This window comes from Edaphobacter modestus, from assembly GCF_004217555.1.
Lineage (GTDB): Bacteria > Acidobacteriota > Terriglobia > Terriglobales > Acidobacteriaceae > Edaphobacter > Edaphobacter modestus.
In genome coordinates this window covers 1563485-1584751 of sequence record NZ_SHKW01000001.1, presented here as the reverse complement: position 1 = coordinate 1584751, position 21267 = coordinate 1563485, and the positions used below count along the sequence as shown (strand labels likewise).

The following is a 21267-nucleotide window of genomic DNA, read 5'->3' as shown; positions in this document are numbered from 1 at the left end:
AAGGTATCCCCGATATGAAGATGCCGGCAGTTTCAGTAATCATACTGACCCACAACCGCAAGGATCTTTTACGTCAATCGTTAAGCAGTTGCCTCGGATTGAATTGGCCCGAATTGGAATTCATCGTTGTTGACAACGTCTCGACTGACGGAACTCCGGAGATGCTCCAAGAAGAGTTCGGCTCGCGAGTGCGCGTGATTCGCCGGACGGTGGATTCTCCTACTGCTGGGCGAAATGAGGGCTTTCGTAGTGCGAAGGGAGATTTCATTCTTTCCCTCGACAACGACATGATTGTTTTGGATCCCGAGAGTATCCATAAGGCTGTGGCCCTCTTCCATCAGTTTCCAAAGGTGGGACTTCTGACGTTACGGATCGCGGGAGTGGAAGATCCAGGCAGCCCATTACGTGAACACTGGTGGCATCCGGTACCGTTTGAGATCGGAAAAGACCGCTTCCACCTTACCGACTACTTCAGTGAGGGAGCGCTGTTTATAAGAGCCTCAACCCTCCGCGACACCGGCGGTTACGACGACGACTTTTTTGCCTGTTTCGAGTGCGTCGATCTTGCGCTTCGCATTCTGCGAGCCGGCTATGACATTCTTTATGTGCCCACAATCGGGACTGTGGAACTGCAGGTAAGTCGACACGAGAACAAGACCCGCAGCCAACGCAACTACTACTTCCTACGGAACAAGATTTGGACAGCGTGGAAGAATTGTACGCTGCTGCGCGCGATCAGCTTTGTTGGGCCGCGTGTTTTGAAAGATGGCATGCTGTCGGTTCGATATGGTTGGGTCGATTTATGGTTTCGCGCCGTGAGCGAAGGAATCGCTGCTCCCTCCATGATCCGCCGTAAACGGGATCCTCTGCCGCCATCCGCCTGGATACGTATTCAGCATATACGCAAAGGTCATACGTTGGTACTGAAAGAAACGCCCCAATCTACTGGTCACTTTGATTAGCAACGGCTAAGGAAACCGTTCTCTCTAGGCGTAGGCGGGTAAACGTCGCACGTAGGGACGCAAACGGTGCGGGACACTCGTAGAATGTAGGTCGGTCTGACCACGCACACGTGGCCTGCCATCCTCAAGAACGAAGAGGTCGGACAACTGGCTCATCGTCCTCGTCTGGTAGCGGTAGGCGGTGGTTAGGCGACTACGAGATATACGAAGAGGAATTGAGATCAAAGTCGTAAACCAAGGTGCCCGGCGGACATTATGCGGTGACCCCGCTGACGCGGACGATGCAAGGCGAGAATCCTGTATTCAGGCGGTAGGCCTGTCTCTATCACCTGACCAGTCACTTGCGATCGTATTGCCTGGTAAGTACCGAAAAATGGGATGAGCAGGTCCTTCGGATCGGAGAGATTACTCCCATGAAAAACTCGTCGCAGCACCTCATCGCGCGTAACGTTGCACACTGATGCATGGAGACGCGCGAGCATGAACGCCGATGCCAAGCGTGGATAGATTCGAGTCTTCTTGCCATGCGTTTTGGGCGCTGCAGTGGCCCTGTAAATAGACGTGCATGAGAAGATGCTCTCGTGAAGTGAGGGCCTCTTCTCATGCATTAAATCCGATGAGGTTTATGGGTTCGGAATAACGACAGTTGCCTGATTGGAATATCCGCTCTGAGTACCATTCGTGCCAACCGCTGTGATTGTGTAGTAGTACGTTGCTCCACCAACTACAGTTTGATCGCTATAGCTGACAGTCGTTATCGTCGAACTGTTGATCTTCGAATAGGGTCCACCGGAGACTGTGGAGCGATATATGTTATAGCCGGAGACCTGAGATGAGCTGGGGTTCCACGACAACGTAACGGTGCGATTTGCGGGCGAGACACCAGTACCGGTTAGCGAGACTGTCAGCGTAGAGTTCGATGCATTGCTTGTGATGGTCAAGGTTCCGGAGGCCGATCCATTTGCCGTGGGGGTAAGGGTAACGGTGATCTGTCTCGATTGGCTGGCCGCAAGAGTAAAGGGAGTTGTGACACTACTGATGGAAAATCCTGTCCCTGTCACTCTTACGGCAGAGACAGTGATTGTTGTGGATCCTGAATTTGTGATTGTCACCGTTTTCGATTGAGCGTTGTTGACGGCGACGTTGCCGAAGGCAAGTGAGGTTGCGCTGGATGACAGTGTCGCCACCTGGGTCGAGCCAACACCTGTTCCAGTGAGAGACACAGACACGTTGGGATTTGTGGCTGCATTGCTGACAAAGGCGATGGTTCCGTTTGCAGTTCCGGTAGTGGTTGGCGCAAAGACAGCAGAATAGTTTTGTGTCTGGCCAGAAGCCAGCGAAAACGGACTCTGAAATCCGGATACGCTGTATGGACCGGAGACCTGTACGGAACTTACTGTGACAGTCGTCGGACAGTTGCTCGTGATGCTGCCCGAAGAGGAGAGTGTGTAGCCCACGGTCGTGTTCTGGAAATTAATGGAGCTTGGATTTGCGACCAGCTGGCAGGTCGGTTGAGTCGAGGTTCCGGGGACTGTGACCGACTGACCGTTGACGGTGATGGTTTGAGTGTTAGTTTTTTCCTGGATCTGCACCGTTTTGTACACGCCGGGAATGGGGTCCACATTATTAAATGCGGCTGTGGACACAGTGACACTCGCGGTGGTTGAGCCAGAGGATGGACTAAATGTCTGCGGCGAGGTCCATGTCTCCGGAGTGGGGCGTCCGGGACTCGCTCCCTGGCAGGGCCCGCTGTTTACCGCGACGACGGCACAGGTGGAGGCCAACTGACCGTAGCGAAGAGTAATCGGAGCGGACGCGGTAATAACCGTGCCTTCCGGAGCCGTGAGAGTGAACCAGACCGAAGAAGACGGGGGAGTCGAGGTTCCGGGGACTGTTCTCGACTGACCGTTGACAATGATGGTTTGTGCGGTAGTCTTTTGCTGGATTTGCACAGTCTTGTAAACGCCGGGAAGTGGGTCGACATTATTGAACGCCGCTGTGGACACGGTGACACTTACGGTTGATGAGCCAGAGAGCGGACTAAATGTCTGCGGCGAAGTCCATGTCTCCGGAGTAGTGCCGCCGGGATTTGCTCCCCGACACGGGCCGCTGCTTACTGAGACGACAGAGCAGGTAGAGGCTAACTGACCGTAACGAAGAGTAATCGATCCGGATGCGGTAATCACCGATCCATCGGGTGCATTGAGAGTTAGCCACGCTCCAGAAGACGAGGGAGGAGAGGAAGGAGATGACGAAAGTCCCGGGACAGTAACTGACTGACCGTTGATGGTGATGGTTTGGGAATTCGTCTGTTCCTGTATCTGCACGGTCTTGTATACGCCGGGAATGGGATCGACACCGCCAAATGACGTTGCGGTCACAACGACATTCACGGTCGCTGATCCAGATGTCGGCGTGAAGGTCTTGGGACTTGTCCACACTTCAGGACTAGGTGTCCCGACACTTACTCCACTGCATGGGCCGCTGCCCATTACCGCGGCACAGGTAGAAGCTACCTGGCCGAAACGGAGAGTTATGGTGCTGGAAGCTGTAATGACGGATCCCTCGGGCGCATTGAGGGTAAACCAGACAGGAGACGATGATTGGGAAAAACTCAGAGCTGGAAGGATGAGAGAAAGCACGACGAAAACAAGCGTCGAGAGTTTACGCATGGTGCCTGCCTTTCTGAAATCTCAAGTAACCAGAAAGGCCCGCCACATCAGCAGCGCCAACCCAAGAGACCTTGTAACAGGTAGGGCATCAATCCATCGTTGCCGTCTTACGCGGCTAAAAGTAAAATCGCCCACACAATTAGCGAATGGGTTCGAGTTGGATCTATAAATTTGTCGAGACAAAGCGGGATAATCAGTTTTTGCTGCGATTTTTATTGTACCTTGCTGAGACGAAAATTTATGAGTTTCACACTCAATAATTGAGCGTGAAACTTACAAGTGGATGTCGCAAAATGATGCTTACTTTTAGGATCTTGTGTCCAAGGATACCTTGCAAGTGCGTGACGATCAGATATTAATTAGCAATTCGTATGATCGTGTAAACTGCTTATGAAATTCCAGACTATCCAGTACAGTTATGCCCTCTCTACTTTCTGTAAGTCTTAAGTCTGAAGAGGTAAACGTTTGCGATGAGTACGTACGGCTCCTCCCTCCGTCGTCTAGTAAGTTTTTTTAGTTTTTTGGCCCCAGAGATAAAGAGAATTCGCATTGGCTTTGTCGCCTCTCTCTCTCTTCCGATAGTTTGTCTGACGGTCGTGATGACTGGTTGCGGATCGGGCACCGTCGCACCGCCGGCTGGCTCTGTTTTAGTTTCACCTAGCACGCTGGACTTTGGTGATGTGGTTGTAGGACAGACGACCCATAGCAATGTTACGGTTTCAAATAACAGTTCGATAACTGTTGATATATCCAAACTTAGTTTCTCTTCGGCGGCTTTTTCCGTCGCTAGCGATGAAAAGTATCCGATCAGCATTGCTCCTGGTGGCACTCATACATTCTCAATCGGTTTCTTTCCTACGGCGGCATCTGACTATTCAGGTCAGATCACTGTTGCAGATACGGCTTCAAGGCCGCTTGCACAGCTATCGGCACATGGACGAGCCGATAGCAATGTTCAGTTGATTGCGCAATTGTCGCAAAGCACTAGCCAGCTCAATTTCGGCAACGTGATGACAAATACCTCGATGATGCGGTCGGTAACCCTGACCTCAACGGGGACGTCGCCGGTGACGATCAATCCCGCCACGATTAAGGGGCCGGGCTTTGCTGTTGTAGGAAACAATCTGCCGGTGACGCTCAACCCAAGTCAGTCGATCACGGTGCAGGTGATATTCAGTCCGACCAGCACTGGACAAGCCAGCGGTCAGCTCACTATCAGCAGCAATGCTTCGGCCGGAAGCATGATGGTGGTGATGCTAAACGGGACGAGCACGGCAGCACCGAGTCCTCAGCTGACCGTAAGTGCTGGAAGCCTTAGCTTTGGTAGTGTGACAGTGAACACTGCGACGACGCAGGCACTGACGCTGAGCTCAACAGGAACAGCGCCAGTAACAGTGAACTCGGCTACGATTGCCGGGGCCGGCTTCACTCTTGTTGGCGGCACTCTTCCGGCCACACTGAGTCCAACGCAATCTTTGACGCTGCAGGTGCGATTTAGTCCCCTAGCAACAGGCTCAGCGAGTGGGCAACTGGCTATAAACAGCGACTCTTCGGCAGAGAACGTTATGGTCGTTGCGCTGAGCGGGACGAGTACTGCTGCAGCGAATCCGCAATTGACAGTGAGTGCTGGTAGTTTGAGCTTTGGCAATGTGACCGTAAATACCACGACTACGCAGTCTCTCACTCTGACTTCGACTGGAACCGCTCCGGTGGTTGTCAACTCCGCTGCGATCACCGGAGCGGGTTTTGCCATCGTTGGAGGGAATCTTCCAGCAACGTTGAACCCAACGCAATCGCTGACTCTCCGGGTACAGTTCAATCCTAAGACGACGAGCTCGGCAAATGGGCAGTTGACTATTAACAGCAATGCTTCGACTGGAAGCACGATGGTGGTAATGCTAAATGGGACGAGCACGGCAGCGCCGAGTCCTCAACTGACGGTAAGTGCTGGCAGCCTTAGCTTTGGCAATGTGACAGTGAACACGGCGACGACGCAGGCACTGACGCTGAGCTCAACAGGAACAGCGCCAGTGACGGTGAACTCAGTTACGATCGCCGGGACCGGCTTCACTCTTGTTGGCGGCTCTTTGCCGGCGACGCTGAACCCAACGCAATCGTTGACCCTGCAGGTGCGGTTCAATCCTACGGCGACAGGGGCAGCAAACGGACAATTGAGGATTAGCAGTAACTCATCAACGGGAAGTAACTCGGAAGTTGCGCTGAGCGGGGCCAGCATTGCCGCACCGAGTCCGCAGCTGACATTAAGCTCCGGAAGCCTGAGCTTCGGCAGCGTAACAGTAAACACGACGACTATGCAGTCGCTGACGCTGACCTCAACCGGGACAGCGCCGGTGACGGTAAACTCGGCCACAATTTCGGGAGCTGGCTTCTCACTCAATGCTCAGAGTTTCCCGATAACACTGGATCCAGACCAGTCGATAACTTTGCCTGTACGATTCAGTCCCACGGCCCCGGGTTCAGCAAACGGACAGTTGATCATCAATAGTGATTCGTCGACAGGAAGCACAGCGACAGTAGCACTGAGCGGAACGAGTGTCCCGGTACCGAGTCCTCAGTTGACAATAAGCTCTGGAAGTCTGAGCTTCGGTAACGTAACGGTGAACACATCGACAACGCAGTCACTGACGCTGACCTCAACAGGAACAGCACCGGTGTCTGTGAGCTCAGCCAGGATAACCGGCGCCGGCTTCACTCTTGTCGGAGGTGGTCTACCGACAACTTTGAATCCAACCCAATCGATGACTCTGCAGATACAGTTCAGTCCAACGGCGGCGGGCTCAGCAAGTGGACAGTTGATCATTAACAGTGATTCGTCGACAGGAAGCACAGCGACAGTAGCGCTGAGCGGAACGAGTATCCAGGCACCGAGTCCTCAGTTGACAGTAAGCGCCGGAAGTCTCAGTTTCGGCAGTGTGACAGTCAATTCGTCGACTACTCAGTCGTTGACACTGACTTCAACGGGAACCGCGCCCGTGACGGTGAATTCAGCTACGGTTACGGGAGCTGGCTTCGCTATTATTGGCGGTAGCCTGCCGGAAACTTTGAATCCAACGCAATCAGTGACATTGCAGGTGCAATTTAGTCCTACAACGACTGGGTCAGCGAGTGGGCAACTGACAATTAGCAGCAATTCGTCGACGGGAAGCACCGGTATTGTTTCACTGAGCGGGACCGGCATTGCAGCATCGAGCCCGCAGCTGACAGTGAGCGCCGGCAGTCTGAACTTTGGCAGCGTGACAGTGAACACATCGACTATCCGATCACTTACACTAATCTCAACGGGAACCGCGCCAGTGACAGTGAATTCAGCTGTGGTCACGGGAGCTGGCTTCACGATTCTTGGCGGCGGCCTGCCGGCAACGTTGAACTCAACGCAGTCAATGACGCTGCAGGTGCAATTCAACCCTACGTCGACCGGGTCAGCGAGCGGGCAACTGACGATCAGCAGCAACTCGTCGACGGGAAGCACGGCTGTTGTTTCACTGAGTGGTACCAGCATTGCAGCGCCGAGCCCACAGCTGACAGTGAGCGCTGGCAGTCTGAACTTTGGCGGCGTGACGATGAATACTGCGGCGACGCGGGCTCTGACTCTGACATCGACGGGAACCTCACCGGTAACCGTAAATTCGGCAGCTATCAGCGGGGCTGGGTTCACTATCCTTGCGCAGAGGTTCCCGATGACACTGAATCCGACGGAGTCGGTAACTTTGCAGGTACAGTTCAGTCCTATGTCGACGGGTTCGGCTGGCGGGGAGGTAGCAATCAACAGCAACTCGACCAGCGGTAGTACCTCCGTGATAGCTCTAAGCGGTACAGGTACTGCTGCGAATCCTCAATTGACGATCAGTGCTGGAAGCCTGGACTTCGGCAGCATTGCAGTAAATACTTCGACGACAAAGCCTCTAACGCTGACTTCAACAGGAACTTCGCCGTTGACGGTAAACTCAGCCATTGTCTCGGGGACGGGATTCGCACTGGTCGGAGGAAGCTTTCCAGTGACGCTGAATCCGACACAATCGTTGACGCTGCAGCTACGGTTTCTGCCAACGACAGCGGGATCCCCGTCGGGCCAGATCGCAATTAACAGCAACTCAACCAGCGGTAGTACATCAGTCGTCGCTTTAAGCGGTACAGGCACGGGGGTGTCTCATGAGGTCGATCTAAGCTGGGATGCGCCCGCCAGTTCGCCTGTTCCAGTGGCAGGGTACAACGTGTATCGGTCAGTCGGCAGCAGTGGGTCGTTTGGAACGATCAACTCATCGCCAATCCCAACGCCGGTCTATGTAGATAGCGCGGTTGTTAGCGGAACGACTTACCTTTATGTCGTCAAATCGGTTGATACCAGTGGTAAGGAGAGCAGTCCATCCAATCAGATCACGATCACGGTTCCCTAGCTTCCCAGGGGGAGAAAGCTCCGTGCACCATGGATCTTTGCTGGTCCGAGAGGGGCAAGTCAGCCGCTGATGTCGATTCTCCAGTTGGGAGAGATTCACCGAAGCGAGCTGACGAAGGAAGAGTAGGGGCGGCTCAGGCTAGTCCGGTTCGAGCCGAGGGAAACGGTTCAGTGCGCACCGGGTTGGATGGTTAATCTATTATAAACTACACAAAATAAATAAGTTACTGCTGAGATGAGGGGTGAGGATGCTTGCGGCAACCCTCATTTTAGGGAAGGTCTAACAATCAGCCCCTAGCGGAATCGCCCATATCTACGATCCGGCCGCGATTTTGTGCATTCCCCTCATTTCAAGGGTTCGACACCTATGCCGATATTTTGCAAAGTGCGCAATTTTCTGCGAACCATCCGCAATCTATCTAAGCATTTTGAGCAAGGTCCTGCGTAAGTGTGCAAAAAACCACCATAGATTGAGTGGCTGGTTTTTGGCCATTTATTTGCACTGTGATGTATGCGGAGCTGCGATGCACACATTTCAATCCACGTTACGGCTTGGGGTATCGGTTTTACTTATTGCCTCTTCAACCAACAGTTACGGACAAAATGTTGCGACCGCTCAGCCAAATTCGGCGCGTGTTCTAGCAGATACCCCAACATCTATCAATTCCATTCCCAACGCTTCAGCCGCTACATCGCAGTTGATCCTTGGACCTGCGGACGTTATCCGCATCAATGTCTGGAAGAATACGGATTTATCGCAGACGGCCACTATCGGACCGGATGGGTTTATCTCTCTTCCGCTACTGGGCGACGTCCACGTCTCGGGTATGACTGCCAATCAGCTGGCTCAAGATCTCAAGTCAAAGCTCGCTAGCTATGTAGTAAATTCCCAGGTTACGGTCAGCGTGGTGGATATCCGCAGCAGACAGGTCTATTTGACAGGCCAGGTCGGGAAACCTGGAGGATATCCACTTATAGCGCCGATCACGGTGTTGCAGTTGATCGCCCAGGCAGGCGGGTTAAATACTTTTGCCAATCGGAAGGAGATCGTGATCCTTCGTAACGTTGGCGGTAATGTTCAGCGACTGAAGTTCAATTACAACAACGCCGTTCACGGTGATCCGAAGCAGAGTATCAGTCTTCAGCCGGGCGATACGGTCATTGTTCCATAGTGAAGAGAATGAAGAGATATGGCAATCTTCGTTGTGCTGCTGCCGTATTTGCAGGGCTATGTTCTGGAGCATTGTTGGCCCAGAGTCCGGGCGAACGGGTGGACAGTAGCAGCGCAGATACGCCTCAGTCTACGGTATCGAATGTTGACGATACTACGGGGGCGTCGCGCGAAGTAAGTTCCCAGGAGCCGCAGTATGCTGCTGCCCTGAATGGAACTGGGTTGATCTCGATGGAGGATGTCGGCAAGCGCGTGTTGCTATCCACTACAGTTGGCGGAGGGTGGGACAGTAATCCCAGCAATGCGACGGATGGCGGATCTTCCGGCTTATATAGCGTGAGTCCATATATCGGATTTCGGGGTGCTTCCCCGAAGACACAATATATAGTGCAGTATCAGCCGACCATGCTGGGATATATGTCCAATCTCTATACGAGACAGACCCTGCACCGCACATCGGCTTCGTTCATTGGCAATCCGAGCGAGCGATGGAAGTGGGGATTGAATGTGTCGGGCAGCTATGGGCCGAATGGGACACGACTTCTTGCGTCGCAGCAGACGGTGGCTGTGGGCGAGGTTCCAGGAACGGGATCAGGTTCCGCGTCCTATCTGTCGAATGCGGGAAACATTACTTACGTCGTGGGGTCTATCGACCTGAGCTATAGAAAGTCGGAGAGAGATACTCTCGTTTTGAGCGGATCGAATTCCTTCAGCAGCATCAGCGGCTTCAACCAGCAGGGAAGCGTTGCAGGGGGGAAACTTAGTTATATCCGGGACCTTTCGCCGGCACTGAGCTTCACAAGTTACGGTCAGGCTTCACATTTCTATGGGGATTTAGATTGCGAAAGTTTTGGAGTGGGAGGCGGGATGAGGTGGCAGCCAAAAGAAAGGACGTTTCTTTCAGTAAGTGGTGGGCCACAGATCAGCACGCATACCTGTAGCGGTCAGCAACTGGGATTCACCTATAGCGCTGCTTTCAGCGCGAGGGTATCGCGAAAGTCGCAATTCTATCTTTTGTCGGATTATCTGCCGACGGTGTCTTATCTAGGGCCCGGCTTATGGCAGCGTAGTGCTTCCGGAGGGTATCAGTACCAGGTTACCCGGATTGGAGTGCTGGGAGCGGATGTGGGGTATGTCGGCAGTGACACCCTTACTGCCGTCAGCTCTTATCGAGGGACATTCTGGGGAGCTAACTATGGCTTTCGACTGCACCACGGAATCGCAGTGTCGTACAGCTATCGGGGATATATAACCGACACCGGGGAAACTAGCTATAAGCGGAACCTTGCACAATTTTCGATCACCTGGACGCATAATGCGGGTCAGGTATTTCAACAGTCAAGTTATTGAGGGGTCATGATCTCAGAAGAGGAAGCGGATTCGTCCCGATCATCGCTAACCGTCAAGCAATGCAGTGCAGCAGTGCGGCGGCATATCCACCTGGTGGTTGCATCCGGTCTCGGCATCCTGACTGTGGGAGTCGTAGGGACATCTCTGTTACCTAATATCTACCGCGCTACGACGACCATTCTTGTCGATCCACAGAAGATTCCGGAGAAGTACGTTTCATCGACGATTACGAGCGACCCCAATGCGCGGATGAATACCCTCGCGCAACAGGTCCTGAGTGCGAGCCGCCTGCAAGAGATCATTGAGAAAAATAATCTCTATCCAGAGATGCGAAAGAAATCTTCAAGGGAAGAAGTCCTTGACTATATGCGCTCGAAGACGAAGGTCGATATCAAGCCAAGTCCAGAGCCTGAGCAAGGATTGAGCAGTTTCACCATTACCTATGACAGCACGGACCGCGACCAGGTGGCTCCCATAACGAATCAGCTGGCATCGAGTTTTATTGCGTGGAATCTGAAGGCTCGTCAACAACAGGCCCTAGGAACTACACAATTTCTCTCAAGTGAGCTGGAAGAAGCCAAGAAAAGCCTCGAAGAACAGGAAGGTGCGCTCCAGGCTTACCGCATGCAGCACGCCGGTGCGACGCCCGATGCGCTGACGGGCAATCTGCAGGCACTCTCGCGCCTGCAGGCTGAGAGCGAATCGAATGCAGACGCCATCAGCAGGCTCGATCAGGAACGAATCCTGCTGACTCAGGTGAGGTCTACGGATCCTCGTGAAGCTCCCCTAACCGATCGCGATCGGCTTTTGCAGGAGAAGCGGCGGCTAGAGACGGAGCGCTGGAATCTGAAGCGGCAGTTCACCGATACGTATCCAGACGTGATTGCGGTTACGGAGCAGCTGAAGGATGTGAATGCTCGTCTCGCTACGATGCCTGAGTCTGCTACGAACCCCGTCGAGCAGGTTGATTCCAATGCAAGAGTACGTCTTGGCTTAATTGAAAAAGATCTGCAGCGCCATCGCGAGTTGCAGGCCAACCTACAGCGACAGACACAGTCGTTTCAAGGAAAGGTTGACTCCGTGCCTGTTCTTGAAACGCGTCTCGCAGAACTCTCGCGTAATTACGAAGTTTCGCGACAGAACTATCAATCTCTCCTCGACAAAACACTCTCCGCAGGCATGTCGGAAGAACTAGAGCGAAAACAGCAGGCAGAACGATTCACGATTCTCGATCCGGCGAAGACTCCGGAAAAGCCGATTAAGCCGAAGAGAATCCCATTCTTCGCTGGCGCTATTCTTGCGGCCTTGCTATTTCCTATAGGCATTACGATCGCAATAGAAGCCCTTAGTGGTGCAATCAAGAGTGAAGCTCAACTAAAGGAAATGCTGCCGCCTAAAGTTCTTCTACTCGGAACGATCCCTCCCATTGCGAATCAGATGGACCTTCGCCGAGCGAGGCTGATGGCGGCTCAGACATGTCTTTTGCTAGTGATTGCGGTTACTGCACTCGCAATTTTTCTTTTCAAGGTCAGGCCAATCCTATGAGTGCGATTCTTGGATTAAACATCTCAAGTACTGCGCGTCCTGTCGCGACCACAGCCCGGCAATTTTCTTCTTCCGAGAAACGGATTGTAATACATCCCAACCGCAATTCACGCCTCGTATTCTTGACAGAACCTGCAGGACTAGCTGTTGAGCGATACAGGCTGCTTCGACGGCGTCTATGCACGCTTTATCCTCACGGCGGCGTCGTATTGATCACAAGTCCGAACCCGGGCGAAGGGAAGACGTTAACCTCAGTCAATCTCGCCTGGGCCTTTGCAGAAGCGGGTCACGCTGCTTGCCTTGTCGATCTTGACTTCAGAGCTCCCGGTGTCTCGCGAGCGTTGAACTGCATATTCGAAGAGGGCGGAGTGAAGGAGGTGCTCGAGGGTAAGGCAGAAGTTAATGAGTTGATCCGCCGGGTTAGCGAGACTTCTTTTCATGTCTTGGGAATCAAAGAGCGCATGACTTCGCCCGGACACCTTCTCTACTCCCAGGCACTGGCCTCCATGATGGCTAATCTTCGCGCAAGGTTTCAGTGGGTTGTACTGGATTTCGCTCCAGTGATCCCTATGGCGGACGTCTCGGAGGTGATCGCTCACGTCAATGGGGCCATTCTGGTTGTTCGAAATGGAAAGACCGAGAAGGATATGCTTGCACCTGCTATTGAAGCAATAGGACCCAAGCTTTGGGGCGTGGTTGCGAATGATTGCCCGATCAATGGCAGTGCCTACTACGGAAACTACGGAAAATCGCCAAGATTAGGCCAAAGTAAGTGACTATTGCCCTAGGGGCCTACGACGGGGGGCGGTCTTTTTAATATTGAAGACCGAGGACCCATTCTGCATTTTGCAAAGAATGATCGTTGCCGAGACTCTCTTCGTAGGGCGAAGCTGTGAGCTTGTGCATATTGTTTGCAAACATTTGTTAGTTTTCCGTCAAACCACTTTTTTCAAGCTGTTACAGCGAACCAGTCCGAGCCCATAATTCATTTGAGTGAGAGGACAATGCTTCTCCACCGCCCAGATGAAAGCTCGACTTTCTTCCAGTTTGTACTGTTTGTAATCCAGTACGGGTAATACAAGGTCGGGGAATACCACTTGTGGGATAAAGCGGTCTTCGTGTTCGCATAAAGTGTCCAAAAGTGTCATTGGTGAAGTAGCGAAAATGTTTAAAGGCAGCTGGCATTTCAATTGCTTAACTCACAAGTAGTCTATCCGACGTTTGATAAGTAATTTTGCCTATCCACCTTTGGCTTTGATGGTTTTGTCAATTGCCTTGGAAGTAGATGTTCAGTTGAAACCCATTGTCGAGATATAACTGCTCTCTATGCAAGTACGGCCACAGTTTACAAGACATAGTGCTTCAGTCAGTTCGCACTTCAAGGACTTCTAGATGGCTATTCATAAATCGGCTCTTTTCACGGGGACAAACGATTCTTCATATGAAAAGATTCCGGACAGCGCCTTCGATTCCCTTCTGGATGTTGCCGTCATACCGGAAGCGGCCTTCGTACGCATGCTTCGGCTTGAGCGGCGTAGGACAGAGCGCTCCGGTAGGCAGTTCATGCTTGTTCTCATAAGTTATGAGAATTTTCACGCTAATGCTAATGTGGAGTGCATTTTGCTTGATCATGTCGTTGCTGCGGTATCAAGCGTAACACGTGAAACCGATATTCTTGGCTGGTATCAGCATGGTACGATACTGGGGATCTTGATGACAGAGCTCGGTCAAGCCAGCACTATGACGGTCAACACGATTACGAAAAAAATTTCGATGGCAGTCCAACAGACAGTTTCGCCAGAGAAATTTCGTAACCTGTCGTTCCAGTTTCGCCTCTTTCCACAAGAAATAGAAAAATCTTCTGGCAGCAACGACAACCATATTCATTACCCCGATCTCTCACGACGACACCGGTCGAAACATTCTTCCGGGCACCTTCTCAAGAGAGCTTTTGATATCGCTGGCAGCCTCCTCGCATTGACTGCGTTCATGCCCCTCTTTCTGATCATTGCTATACTTGTGAAGCTGACCTCGCGCGGCCCCGTACTGTTCTGCCAGAGGAGAGTCGGTCGTTACGGCAAAGAGTTCAATTTCTATAAGTTCCGCACGATGTATACGGGGAACGATCCGCAGATCCATCAGGAGTATGTCGCGAAGCTGATAGCTGGAAATCTCGACGAATCAAACGGAGTCTACAAGATAGTCAACGATCCCAGAATTACACCTTTAGGTAGATTTCTCCGAAAGAGCAGCCTTGATGAGCTTCCACAATTCGTAAACATACTGAAGAACGACATGTCTCTTGTCGGGCCACGTCCACCATTACCGTATGAGTTTGAACGGTATCAAACCTGGCACAAACGCCGGGTGCTCGAATTGAAACCTGGATTGACAGGGTTGTGGCAGGTTGAAGGTAGATCACGTACGACGTTCGATGAGATGGTCCGCATGGATATTAAATATGCAATTGAGCGATCCTTGTGGATTGACGTGAAAATTCTTCTGCAAACTCCCTCTGCAATGTTTTCTGGCCGCGGAGCCTGCTGACTCATCTGTCACGTAATTAGGCTTGGATCCAAATTTATGGCTACTATCCCATGCTCCAATTCGATAGATGAAACCTCACAGGGAGCCACAGTACACGATACGGAAGTAATACCGAAGAAGAGCACTCACGGACAGATTCTGAAGTCATCTGCACTCGTGGGAGGATCTTCGCTATTGAATATCGGAGTTGGAATTGTTCGTACGAAGGCCATGGCAATGCTTCTTGGCCCGGCAGGATTTGGTCTATTCGGTCTTTATAACTCGGTTGCGAACATAACCCAGACATTAGCCGGTATGGGAGTGAACAGCAGCGGGGTTCGTCAGATCGCAGATGCCGCGAGTTCGGGAGATGAGGAGCGCGTCGCGCGAACTACAGTAGTATTGCGGCTCGTCTCCATCTTCCTGGGGGTCCTGGGCGCCGCTTTCCTCATTGTATTTTCCGCGCAGGTTTCTGCGGTTACGTTTGGCAGTCGTCAAAACGCTTCGGAAATATCGCTTCTTTCTATTGTCGTATTTCTCATGCTCATTTCTGTCGGCCAGAGTGCCCTTATTCAGGGGACAAGAAGAATCGCCGACTTAGCGAGAATGAACACGTTTGGCGCAATCTCGGCCACTTTATTTAGTATTCCATTGGTCTATTTCTTCCATGAAAAAGGAGTCGTGCCTGCACTCGTTGCGGTAGCTGCAATGACATTGCTGTCGTCATGGTGGTACAGCCGAAAAATACAGATCAAATCGCTTAATTTGAATATCCCAGCTATGTGGCAAGAGATAAGTGTTCTGCTCAAGCTGGGATTTGCCTTCATGTCAAGTGGTCTGATGACCATGGGGGTTGCATATGTCGTTCGTCTAACGGTTCTGCGCAAGGTTGGTTTTGAAGCGACTGGTTTATACCAATCGGCTTGGACGCTCGGTGGCTTGTACGTTGGATTTATCCTGCAGGCAATGGGAGCTGACTTCTACCCACGACTAACTGCGGCCGCTAATGACGACAACGAATGTAACAGACTTGTTAACGAACAGACGGAGATAGGCGTTCTTCTGGCGGGTCCTGGAGTATTGGCTACTCTCACGTTTGCACCGCTAGTTCTTGGGATCTTTTATAGCGCTAGGTTCATTGAGGCTGTTTCGATTCTTCGTTGGCTAACCCTTGGAACGGTTCTGCAAGTCATAACCTGGCCGATCGGATTCATTGTCATAGCAAAGGCCAAGCAAAAACTATTTTTCTTGTGCGAAACGGCATGGGCTGGAATCAGCTTGATTCTCGCATGGATGTGCGTGAGTACCTTCGGATTGACGGGCGCGGGGATTGCCTTTTTCGGATCATATATATTTCACGGCGTCATGATGTATATCGTGGTTCGTCGTCTTACTGGTTTCGGCTGGTCAACCGAAAACAGACGCATCCTATTACTTTATCTCCCTCTGATATCTATCGTTTTCGGCTGCTTTTATTGGTTGCCCTTCATTCCAGCGCTGTGCATAGGCTCTACAGCGGTGATTCTTAGCAGCATCTATTCTATTCGGGCATTGATGAACCTAGTGTCATTGGACAAGATTCACCCCTTTCTTCGTCGCATTACAGACCTTATTAGCTCCGTCATGCCAGGAGCAAAAAAAAGTGAAAGCTAATATAAGCAGCTTTTGGAGATACGAGTTCTTTACTCGTGCTCAATTTCCAGCAAGGTAAATCGGCTATGCATTCTCTTGATCTTTCTATCGTGATTGTGAACTGGAATTCAAAGCAATTTATTGAACAGTGCCTCACGAGTATTCGGACAAACGTCAAGTTCGCACGTTATGAAATTATCGTTATAGATAATGCTTCATATGATGGCTGTAGGGAGATGCTCGAGAACAAATTTCCTGATGTTATGTTCATTCAGAGTGCTGAAAACCTGGGTTTTGCACGAGCCAATAATCTAGCTTACGGTCAGAGCCGGGGGCAGAACATGTTGTTTCTTAATCCAGATACTGAAATACAGGGATCTGCGATTCAAATACTTCTGGATGCACTTAAATCGATTCCCGATGCAGGTATGGTTGGAGCTAAATTATTAAACTCTGACAGGACATTGCAAACTACCTGCATTACCGCTCTCCCCTCAATACTCAATCAAGCCCTGGCGTCCAATTATCTTCGCCGGCGCTTTCCTAATTGGAATCTCTGGGGTATGCGTCCGCTGTACATGAAGAAACAGGATGTGACCGCTGTAGAGGCTATCTCTGGTGCGTGCATGATGGCCAAACGAGACCTCTTAGAACGGATCGGTTGTTTTACATCCGACTATTTTATGTACTCAGAAGACATGGATCTCTGCGCCAAAATTACTCAAACAGGGACCAAGATCTACTACGTCCCGGAAGCTGTAATCGTGCATCATGGCGGGGGCAGTTCCTCCCATTCGGAAAGCAATTTTAGTTCCGTGATGCAGCGTGAATCACTCACTAAGTTTTTCCAGTTACACCGCGGCCGGACATATTCCTTGATGTATAGAGCGAGCACTGCCGTTGTCTCAATCTGCAGAATGGCTTTGATCATTGGGGCCTTCCCATTGACGGTTTGCGTCAAGGGCTACAAATTCTGGTTCAATAGAACTAGTAAGTGGTCCGCAATTCTTTGCTGGTCTCTTAACATAAGTCGATGGTAAAACAGTTAGCTCTTGTCGAGCGGAGAGGCAAATCTAGCAGATGCTCATTATCGTCTTCCTCCAATCGGTAATAGTGGTCGCTTTGATTGTCTCCGGGAAGCGGCGGCTTGAGAATGCCCTACCCCTCTTTTGCTTCATCTTGACGCTTATGCCTCTGGAGGCGAAGCTTGTTATTCCGGGCCTCTTTGATCTCAATATTATGAGGGTGTCTCTGCTCACATTGTTGGGGCTGTTTTTAGTCAAGAGAAAAAAATCTCCCCGAGAGAAGTTGCCACTAATAAAGTTGATGTATATGCATGTTGCGTGGGCATTGTGTTCCACAGTATATTCCTTGTCTTTTGCAACCAGCATTAAGCAATTACTAGCGCAACTTATTGAGTTTTATCTAATGTATTATTTGCTCGTCCGGACAATCACAAATATAGAGACGATTCATAAAATGCTTTACGCGATGGCTATGGCAATAGGCATTTGTTGTATATTGTCGCTTTTTGAGGTTTATGCATCATGGAGCATTTTGAGAATATTTCCAACGAGTAATTGGATCACCTATAACGGCGGTCTAGACCCGTTGTACTCCGAACTGGGCAGGGGACTGAGAGTTAGATCAACGTTTCCCCACCCCATTCTGTTCGGCGATGCTCTTGCTATCAGCATCATCTTGAGTTTATATCTGCTGGGATACTGGGCTAAGGGCAATCGCCGGTTGTTTTTGTGGGTAAGCCTAATGCTCATGTTCTGGGCGATCTACAAGACCCAAAGCAGAGGACCTTGGCTTGCCACTATCATCTGTTCCTTTCTTCTGTTTTTGATGGTCAAAAAGGAAATAAGAAAGTACCTGATCACAGCTGCTGTTATGGCTCTTGTGGTTTTACTTGCGCGACCCGGAGTGTGGCAATCCATCGACGCTTTATATCAAGCGAGCACTGATCCGAACCAACCCGTGGGCACATCCTACCTTTATCGTCATGCTTTAGCAGACTCCATTGTGAGTGCGGTTCAAAAAGAGCCTGGACGCTTGCTCTTAGGATACGGGTTGGGCACATTTCGTGTGCTAGGGCTCGAGGTTAACTTCTTAGGTGTGACGAAGCGATGGTATACCTGCGACAACAACTGGGCAGCATTTCTCTATGAGACCGGCTATGTTGGGCTCATTCTTATAGGAATATTGCTGTTTTGGCCTCTCATACTTGCCTTCAGGAATTATTGGAAGTTGCCTAAACCAGAAAGCACGCTTAGCGGTGTGCTCTTTATATCAATTGCGGGATTTTATTTTCTTATGCTGAGTGTTGCGGCCTACAGCTGGGGACAGCAGGGCTATATGAACTGGATTCTGATTTCCATGTCTATAAGCCTTCCGGCGATTGCGCGAAGGAGACGGAGGGCCATAAAGGAGAGCAGAAAACAGAACGGAAGTGGGCAAGGGTTCGACTGCCATCCGCATCTGGCTCATGGTCCTGAAGGCCTGGCAGATGATCAGCTAACCCAGACTGCTTTATTGACTAGCCATTGACACGCACGTCCACGTCAGGAAGCTTTATGGTTGGCAAGCGAATGCCTAAAAATTGAATCTACCGTTTTGCCCGCGTGATCCCATGTTGTACCGTGAACACTCGCCGCCGCGGCCTGAGAGAGGGAATCGAAGGCCTGATTCGTGACGAGCGCTTCCAATTCGTCTGCCAAGGCTCGGGGATAGGGAGACGCATATCGCACAAAAGAATTATCAAGAACAATTCGATTTTGGACAGCATCGTTGACAACGGGTATGCAGCCAGCTGCTAACATCTCGTGAGGAACAAGCGACACATTTGTAAGTGACAAGGACAAGCCTGCATAACACTGGTTATAAATTTCGTTAAGCTTGGCAGGTGAGATGTGTCCGTGATCGATGAAGCGGAACGGTAGTTTCCCCATCTTGTCACCGTAGAAGTGTAGGTCAATATCAGGCCGGCGAGCGGCGAAGATCTCCATTGCCAGAAGTCCCAGCTCAAAGCCACGACGCGTTGCTTCAGGTCGTGCGTAAAATACAAGGCCTGAGCGGATTGAATTCCCAGAGCGGCAATATGTGGATGTATCGCAACCGAAATCGAAGGAGTCAGCCGACATTCCGAATTCAGCATTCAGCTTTTGCGCGAGCCATTTTCCAGCTGTAATCGCGTGGAAACCCATACGGTACGTATTTTCGGCCATGAGGCTGATCGCGCCAACAGAATGAAAGTATGGCTCATAATCCTGCACAAAGTAAAAGCGTTTTCCCCGGCACCGAGAGTTAAAAACAGGATAGGCAGTAGCCCAGGCCGTGGCGATAACCGCATGCGCATCTTCCATCTCTCGTTCCATTTTCCCCACGTATCCGTGAAAATCATAGAAGTTGCGGATGATCGATTCGTAGTATTGATGATCTGCTTCATATACGTTGTAAAAATAAACCCGGTTTATGTAGCCATGAGCCTCAAGATAACGAATGATGCGAAAGATCGTTGTATGTCCGCCGGAGCCCGGGCCGGGTGGAACCATAACCCAATTGAGGTGTAATGGCTTTCCAGGCAAGATATCGGGGATTAAAAACTGAACAGGATGAGATAAATCTGCAGCCAATACCTGATCGCGCCCAACCGGTAGGGGAACATTCTTTGGCCTAATATGCTCTGCGGCGGTCGTCCGTATAAGATCGAGGATCGTGCGCGCCTCTTTCCTGGAGAGAAACTTTCGGAGTTGCCGGTACCGCCGGCCAAATTGATTGGAAACTTGTTGGAGATTCATATTCCATGTTGCAGCATGCGCTTTTTCTTTAGTCTACGGTTTAGCCATCGAATTGAAGCTGGGATGATAAAGATCTGGGTGCGATTGCAAAAAGTGGCTCCGAGACGTCGACGCCTTTTGAGTGCAGCGTACTCGGGCAACAATTGAGCATCAGAACAAGTGTCTATAGCGAATTGGACAAGCTCCTCGGTACGAGCAGACTCTATGTGGTTGTGATCATAGGCTCGGCACGCATCCCACAATGCTTCACGTGCCAGTGCGCGATTCACGGTTTGGTGCCGATTGGGATTGCTAGCAAATGATGGATGATGTTCGAAAAATAGATCGAAGGCAGCCTTGCGATGGACTAGATCCACCAAGCTACTTTTGTACTTCGTGCGCTGCATACTTGAGGAATGTACGCGATAATAAGCTTGTACATTACGCACGTATGCGATGTTCGATACGGCAGCAATTCGCATCCACATCTCCAGATCGCCGCTATGTGGCAGTTCTGGTCGGTATCCACCGACCAGTTTTTGAATCCTGCCTCTTACGACCACCTCTGGTGAGGTGATGACATTGTAGCCAGCGTGTAAACGTTTCTCGATCCAAGTAGCTCCCAGGAATCGATCGAAGCCGGTAGCAGTTTCGATCGATTCAGGGAGTTCGTGTTGGTGCTGGAAGTGAAGCGTACGTCCGTACACCATCCCCACGGACTTGTCCGCCTGCATGATACGAATCGCCCGTTCTAAGGCGCCAGGCGCCAACATGTCGTCGGCTGAAAGTAGGACAACATAGTCCGCAGTTGACCATCCGAGCAGCCCTTCGTTGTAGGTTGCAATATGTCCTTTGTTGACATCATGCCGCCGGAACTCTACGGTATGATGGCGACTTGCGAGTTTTTGTCCAACGTCTGGGGTATTGTCTGGGGATGCGTCGTCGATAACGAGAACGCGAACGCTGACGTTCTGTTGAGCCAGCACACTTTCTACGCATGGGGTTAAAAAGTGGCCATAGTTATAACAAGGGATAACCACGTCGACAGTAGGTAAAGCCGGCAAACCCTTGACAGCCGCATCTATTTCTGTCACAAAGTCTCTGACGTTTGATGACCTCGCCAAAATTATCTCCGTTACTCAGTTTGTTCTGGACAGGGCGGTACATCACACCACGCATTTCTTCCTGCAACTTTGATGCCATTCTTTCCTGT

13 protein-coding genes and 1 pseudogene are annotated in these 21267 nt (G+C 51.0%); 11 read left to right on the top strand and 3 right to left on the bottom strand.

Translation table 11 applies throughout. The features are described 5' to 3' along the window. The first annotated feature begins 14 nt into the window (after positions 1-14). Positions 15-962 (top strand): glycosyltransferase family 2 protein, encoded by a 948-nt coding sequence (locus tag BDD14_RS06625; RefSeq protein WP_130418115.1) that lies wholly within the window; start codon positions 15-17, stop codon positions 960-962. A 623-nt stretch (positions 963-1585) separates the two neighbouring features. On the opposite strand, the gene BDD14_RS06620 is transcribed toward BDD14_RS06625, so the two are convergent. Continuing rightward, a complete protein-coding gene (locus BDD14_RS06620) occupies positions 1586-3634 on the bottom strand; it encodes a choice-of-anchor D domain-containing protein (protein WP_130418114.1) in 2049 nt (682 codons plus the stop codon). Between the two features lie 470 nt (positions 3635-4104). On the opposite strand from BDD14_RS06620, the pseudogene BDD14_RS34350 reads away from it, so the two are divergent. From BDD14_RS34350 to BDD14_RS06575, 10 genes and pseudogenes are all read left to right on the top strand, one after another. Further along, positions 4105-4482, top strand: a pseudogene (locus BDD14_RS34350) (hypothetical protein); the annotation flags it as partial. Between the two features lie 123 nt (positions 4483-4605). Continuing rightward, positions 4606-8049 carry a beta strand repeat-containing protein gene (locus tag BDD14_RS06615; protein WP_242617780.1) on the top strand — a complete coding sequence of 1148 codons (3444 nt, stop codon included), beginning with the start codon at positions 4606-4608 and terminating at the stop codon, positions 8047-8049. Between the two features lie 523 nt (positions 8050-8572). Beyond that, the gene (locus BDD14_RS06610) at positions 8573-9220 is read left to right on the top strand and encodes a polysaccharide biosynthesis/export family protein (RefSeq protein ID WP_130418112.1); all 648 of its coding nucleotides are present in this window, start codon (positions 8573-8575) and stop codon (positions 9218-9220) included. 74 nt (positions 9221-9294) lie between these two features. After that, a complete protein-coding gene (locus tag BDD14_RS06605) occupies positions 9295-10569 on the top strand; it encodes a hypothetical protein (protein ID WP_130418111.1) in 1275 nt (424 codons plus the stop codon). Positions 10570-10575: 6 nt separating this feature from the next. Beyond that, complete coding sequence (locus BDD14_RS06600; protein WP_130418110.1) at positions 10576-12114, top strand: GumC family protein; 1539 nt, start codon at positions 10576-10578, stop codon at positions 12112-12114. Further along, positions 12045-12890 carry a nucleotide-binding protein gene (locus BDD14_RS06595; RefSeq protein ID WP_130418109.1) on the top strand — a complete coding sequence of 282 codons (846 nt, stop codon included), beginning with the start codon at positions 12045-12047 and terminating at the stop codon, positions 12888-12890. Before BDD14_RS06600 ends, BDD14_RS06595 begins: the two co-directional genes overlap by 70 nt. A gap of 616 nt (positions 12891-13506) precedes the next feature. Then, positions 13507-14661 (top strand): sugar transferase, encoded by a 1155-nt coding sequence (locus BDD14_RS06590; protein ID WP_207231695.1) that lies wholly within the window; start codon positions 13507-13509, stop codon positions 14659-14661. A gap of 36 nt (positions 14662-14697) precedes the next feature. After that, complete coding sequence (locus BDD14_RS06585; RefSeq protein WP_130418108.1) at positions 14698-16293, top strand: O-antigen translocase; 1596 nt, start codon at positions 14698-14700, stop codon at positions 16291-16293. Between the two features lie 35 nt (positions 16294-16328). Then, positions 16329-17312 (top strand): glycosyltransferase family 2 protein, encoded by a 984-nt coding sequence (locus tag BDD14_RS06580; protein WP_165419947.1) that lies wholly within the window; start codon positions 16329-16331, stop codon positions 17310-17312. A 40-nt stretch (positions 17313-17352) separates the two neighbouring features. Beyond that, the gene (locus BDD14_RS06575; protein ID WP_130418106.1) at positions 17353-18825 is read left to right on the top strand and encodes an O-antigen ligase family protein; all 1473 of its coding nucleotides are present in this window, start codon (positions 17353-17355) and stop codon (positions 18823-18825) included. 14 nt (positions 18826-18839) lie between these two features. Here the strand turns inward: BDD14_RS06575 and BDD14_RS06570 are convergent, their stop codons facing one another. Beyond that, entirely contained in the window at positions 18840-20075 is a 1236-nt protein-coding gene (locus tag BDD14_RS06570) for a glycosyltransferase family 1 protein (protein ID WP_130418105.1), read from the bottom strand. Next, positions 20072-21178, bottom strand: a complete 1107-nt coding sequence (locus tag BDD14_RS06565) for a glycosyltransferase family 2 protein (RefSeq protein ID WP_242617779.1) — start codon at positions 21176-21178, stop codon at positions 20072-20074. The genes BDD14_RS06570 and BDD14_RS06565 overlap by 4 nt, the downstream gene beginning before the upstream one ends. Positions 21179-21267: the final 89 nt, after the last annotated feature.

Excerpts from the sequence above, each read along its gene's own strand:
- BDD14_RS06625 (WP_130418115.1), top strand. The coding sequence starts at position 15 with ATGAAGATGCCGGCAGTTTCAGTAATCATACTGACCCACAACCGCAAG.
- BDD14_RS06620 (WP_130418114.1), bottom strand. The coding sequence starts at position 3,634 with ATGCGTAAACTCTCGACGCTTGTTTTCGTCGTGCTTTCTCTCATCCTT.
- BDD14_RS06610 (WP_130418112.1), top strand. The coding sequence starts at position 8,573 with ATGCACACATTTCAATCCACGTTACGGCTTGGGGTATCGGTTTTACTT.
- BDD14_RS06600 (WP_130418110.1), top strand. The coding sequence starts at position 10,576 with ATGATCTCAGAAGAGGAAGCGGATTCGTCCCGATCATCGCTAACCGTC.
- BDD14_RS06595 (WP_130418109.1), top strand. The coding sequence starts at position 12,045 with ATGTCTTTTGCTAGTGATTGCGGTTACTGCACTCGCAATTTTTCTTTT.
- BDD14_RS06590 (WP_207231695.1), top strand. The coding sequence starts at position 13,507 with ATGGCTATTCATAAATCGGCTCTTTTCACGGGGACAAACGATTCTTCA.
- BDD14_RS06585 (WP_130418108.1), top strand. The coding sequence starts at position 14,698 with ATGGCTACTATCCCATGCTCCAATTCGATAGATGAAACCTCACAGGGA.
- BDD14_RS06575 (WP_130418106.1), top strand. The coding sequence starts at position 17,353 with ATGCTCATTATCGTCTTCCTCCAATCGGTAATAGTGGTCGCTTTGATT.
- BDD14_RS06570 (WP_130418105.1), bottom strand. The coding sequence starts at position 20,075 with ATGAATCTCCAACAAGTTTCCAATCAATTTGGCCGGCGGTACCGGCAA.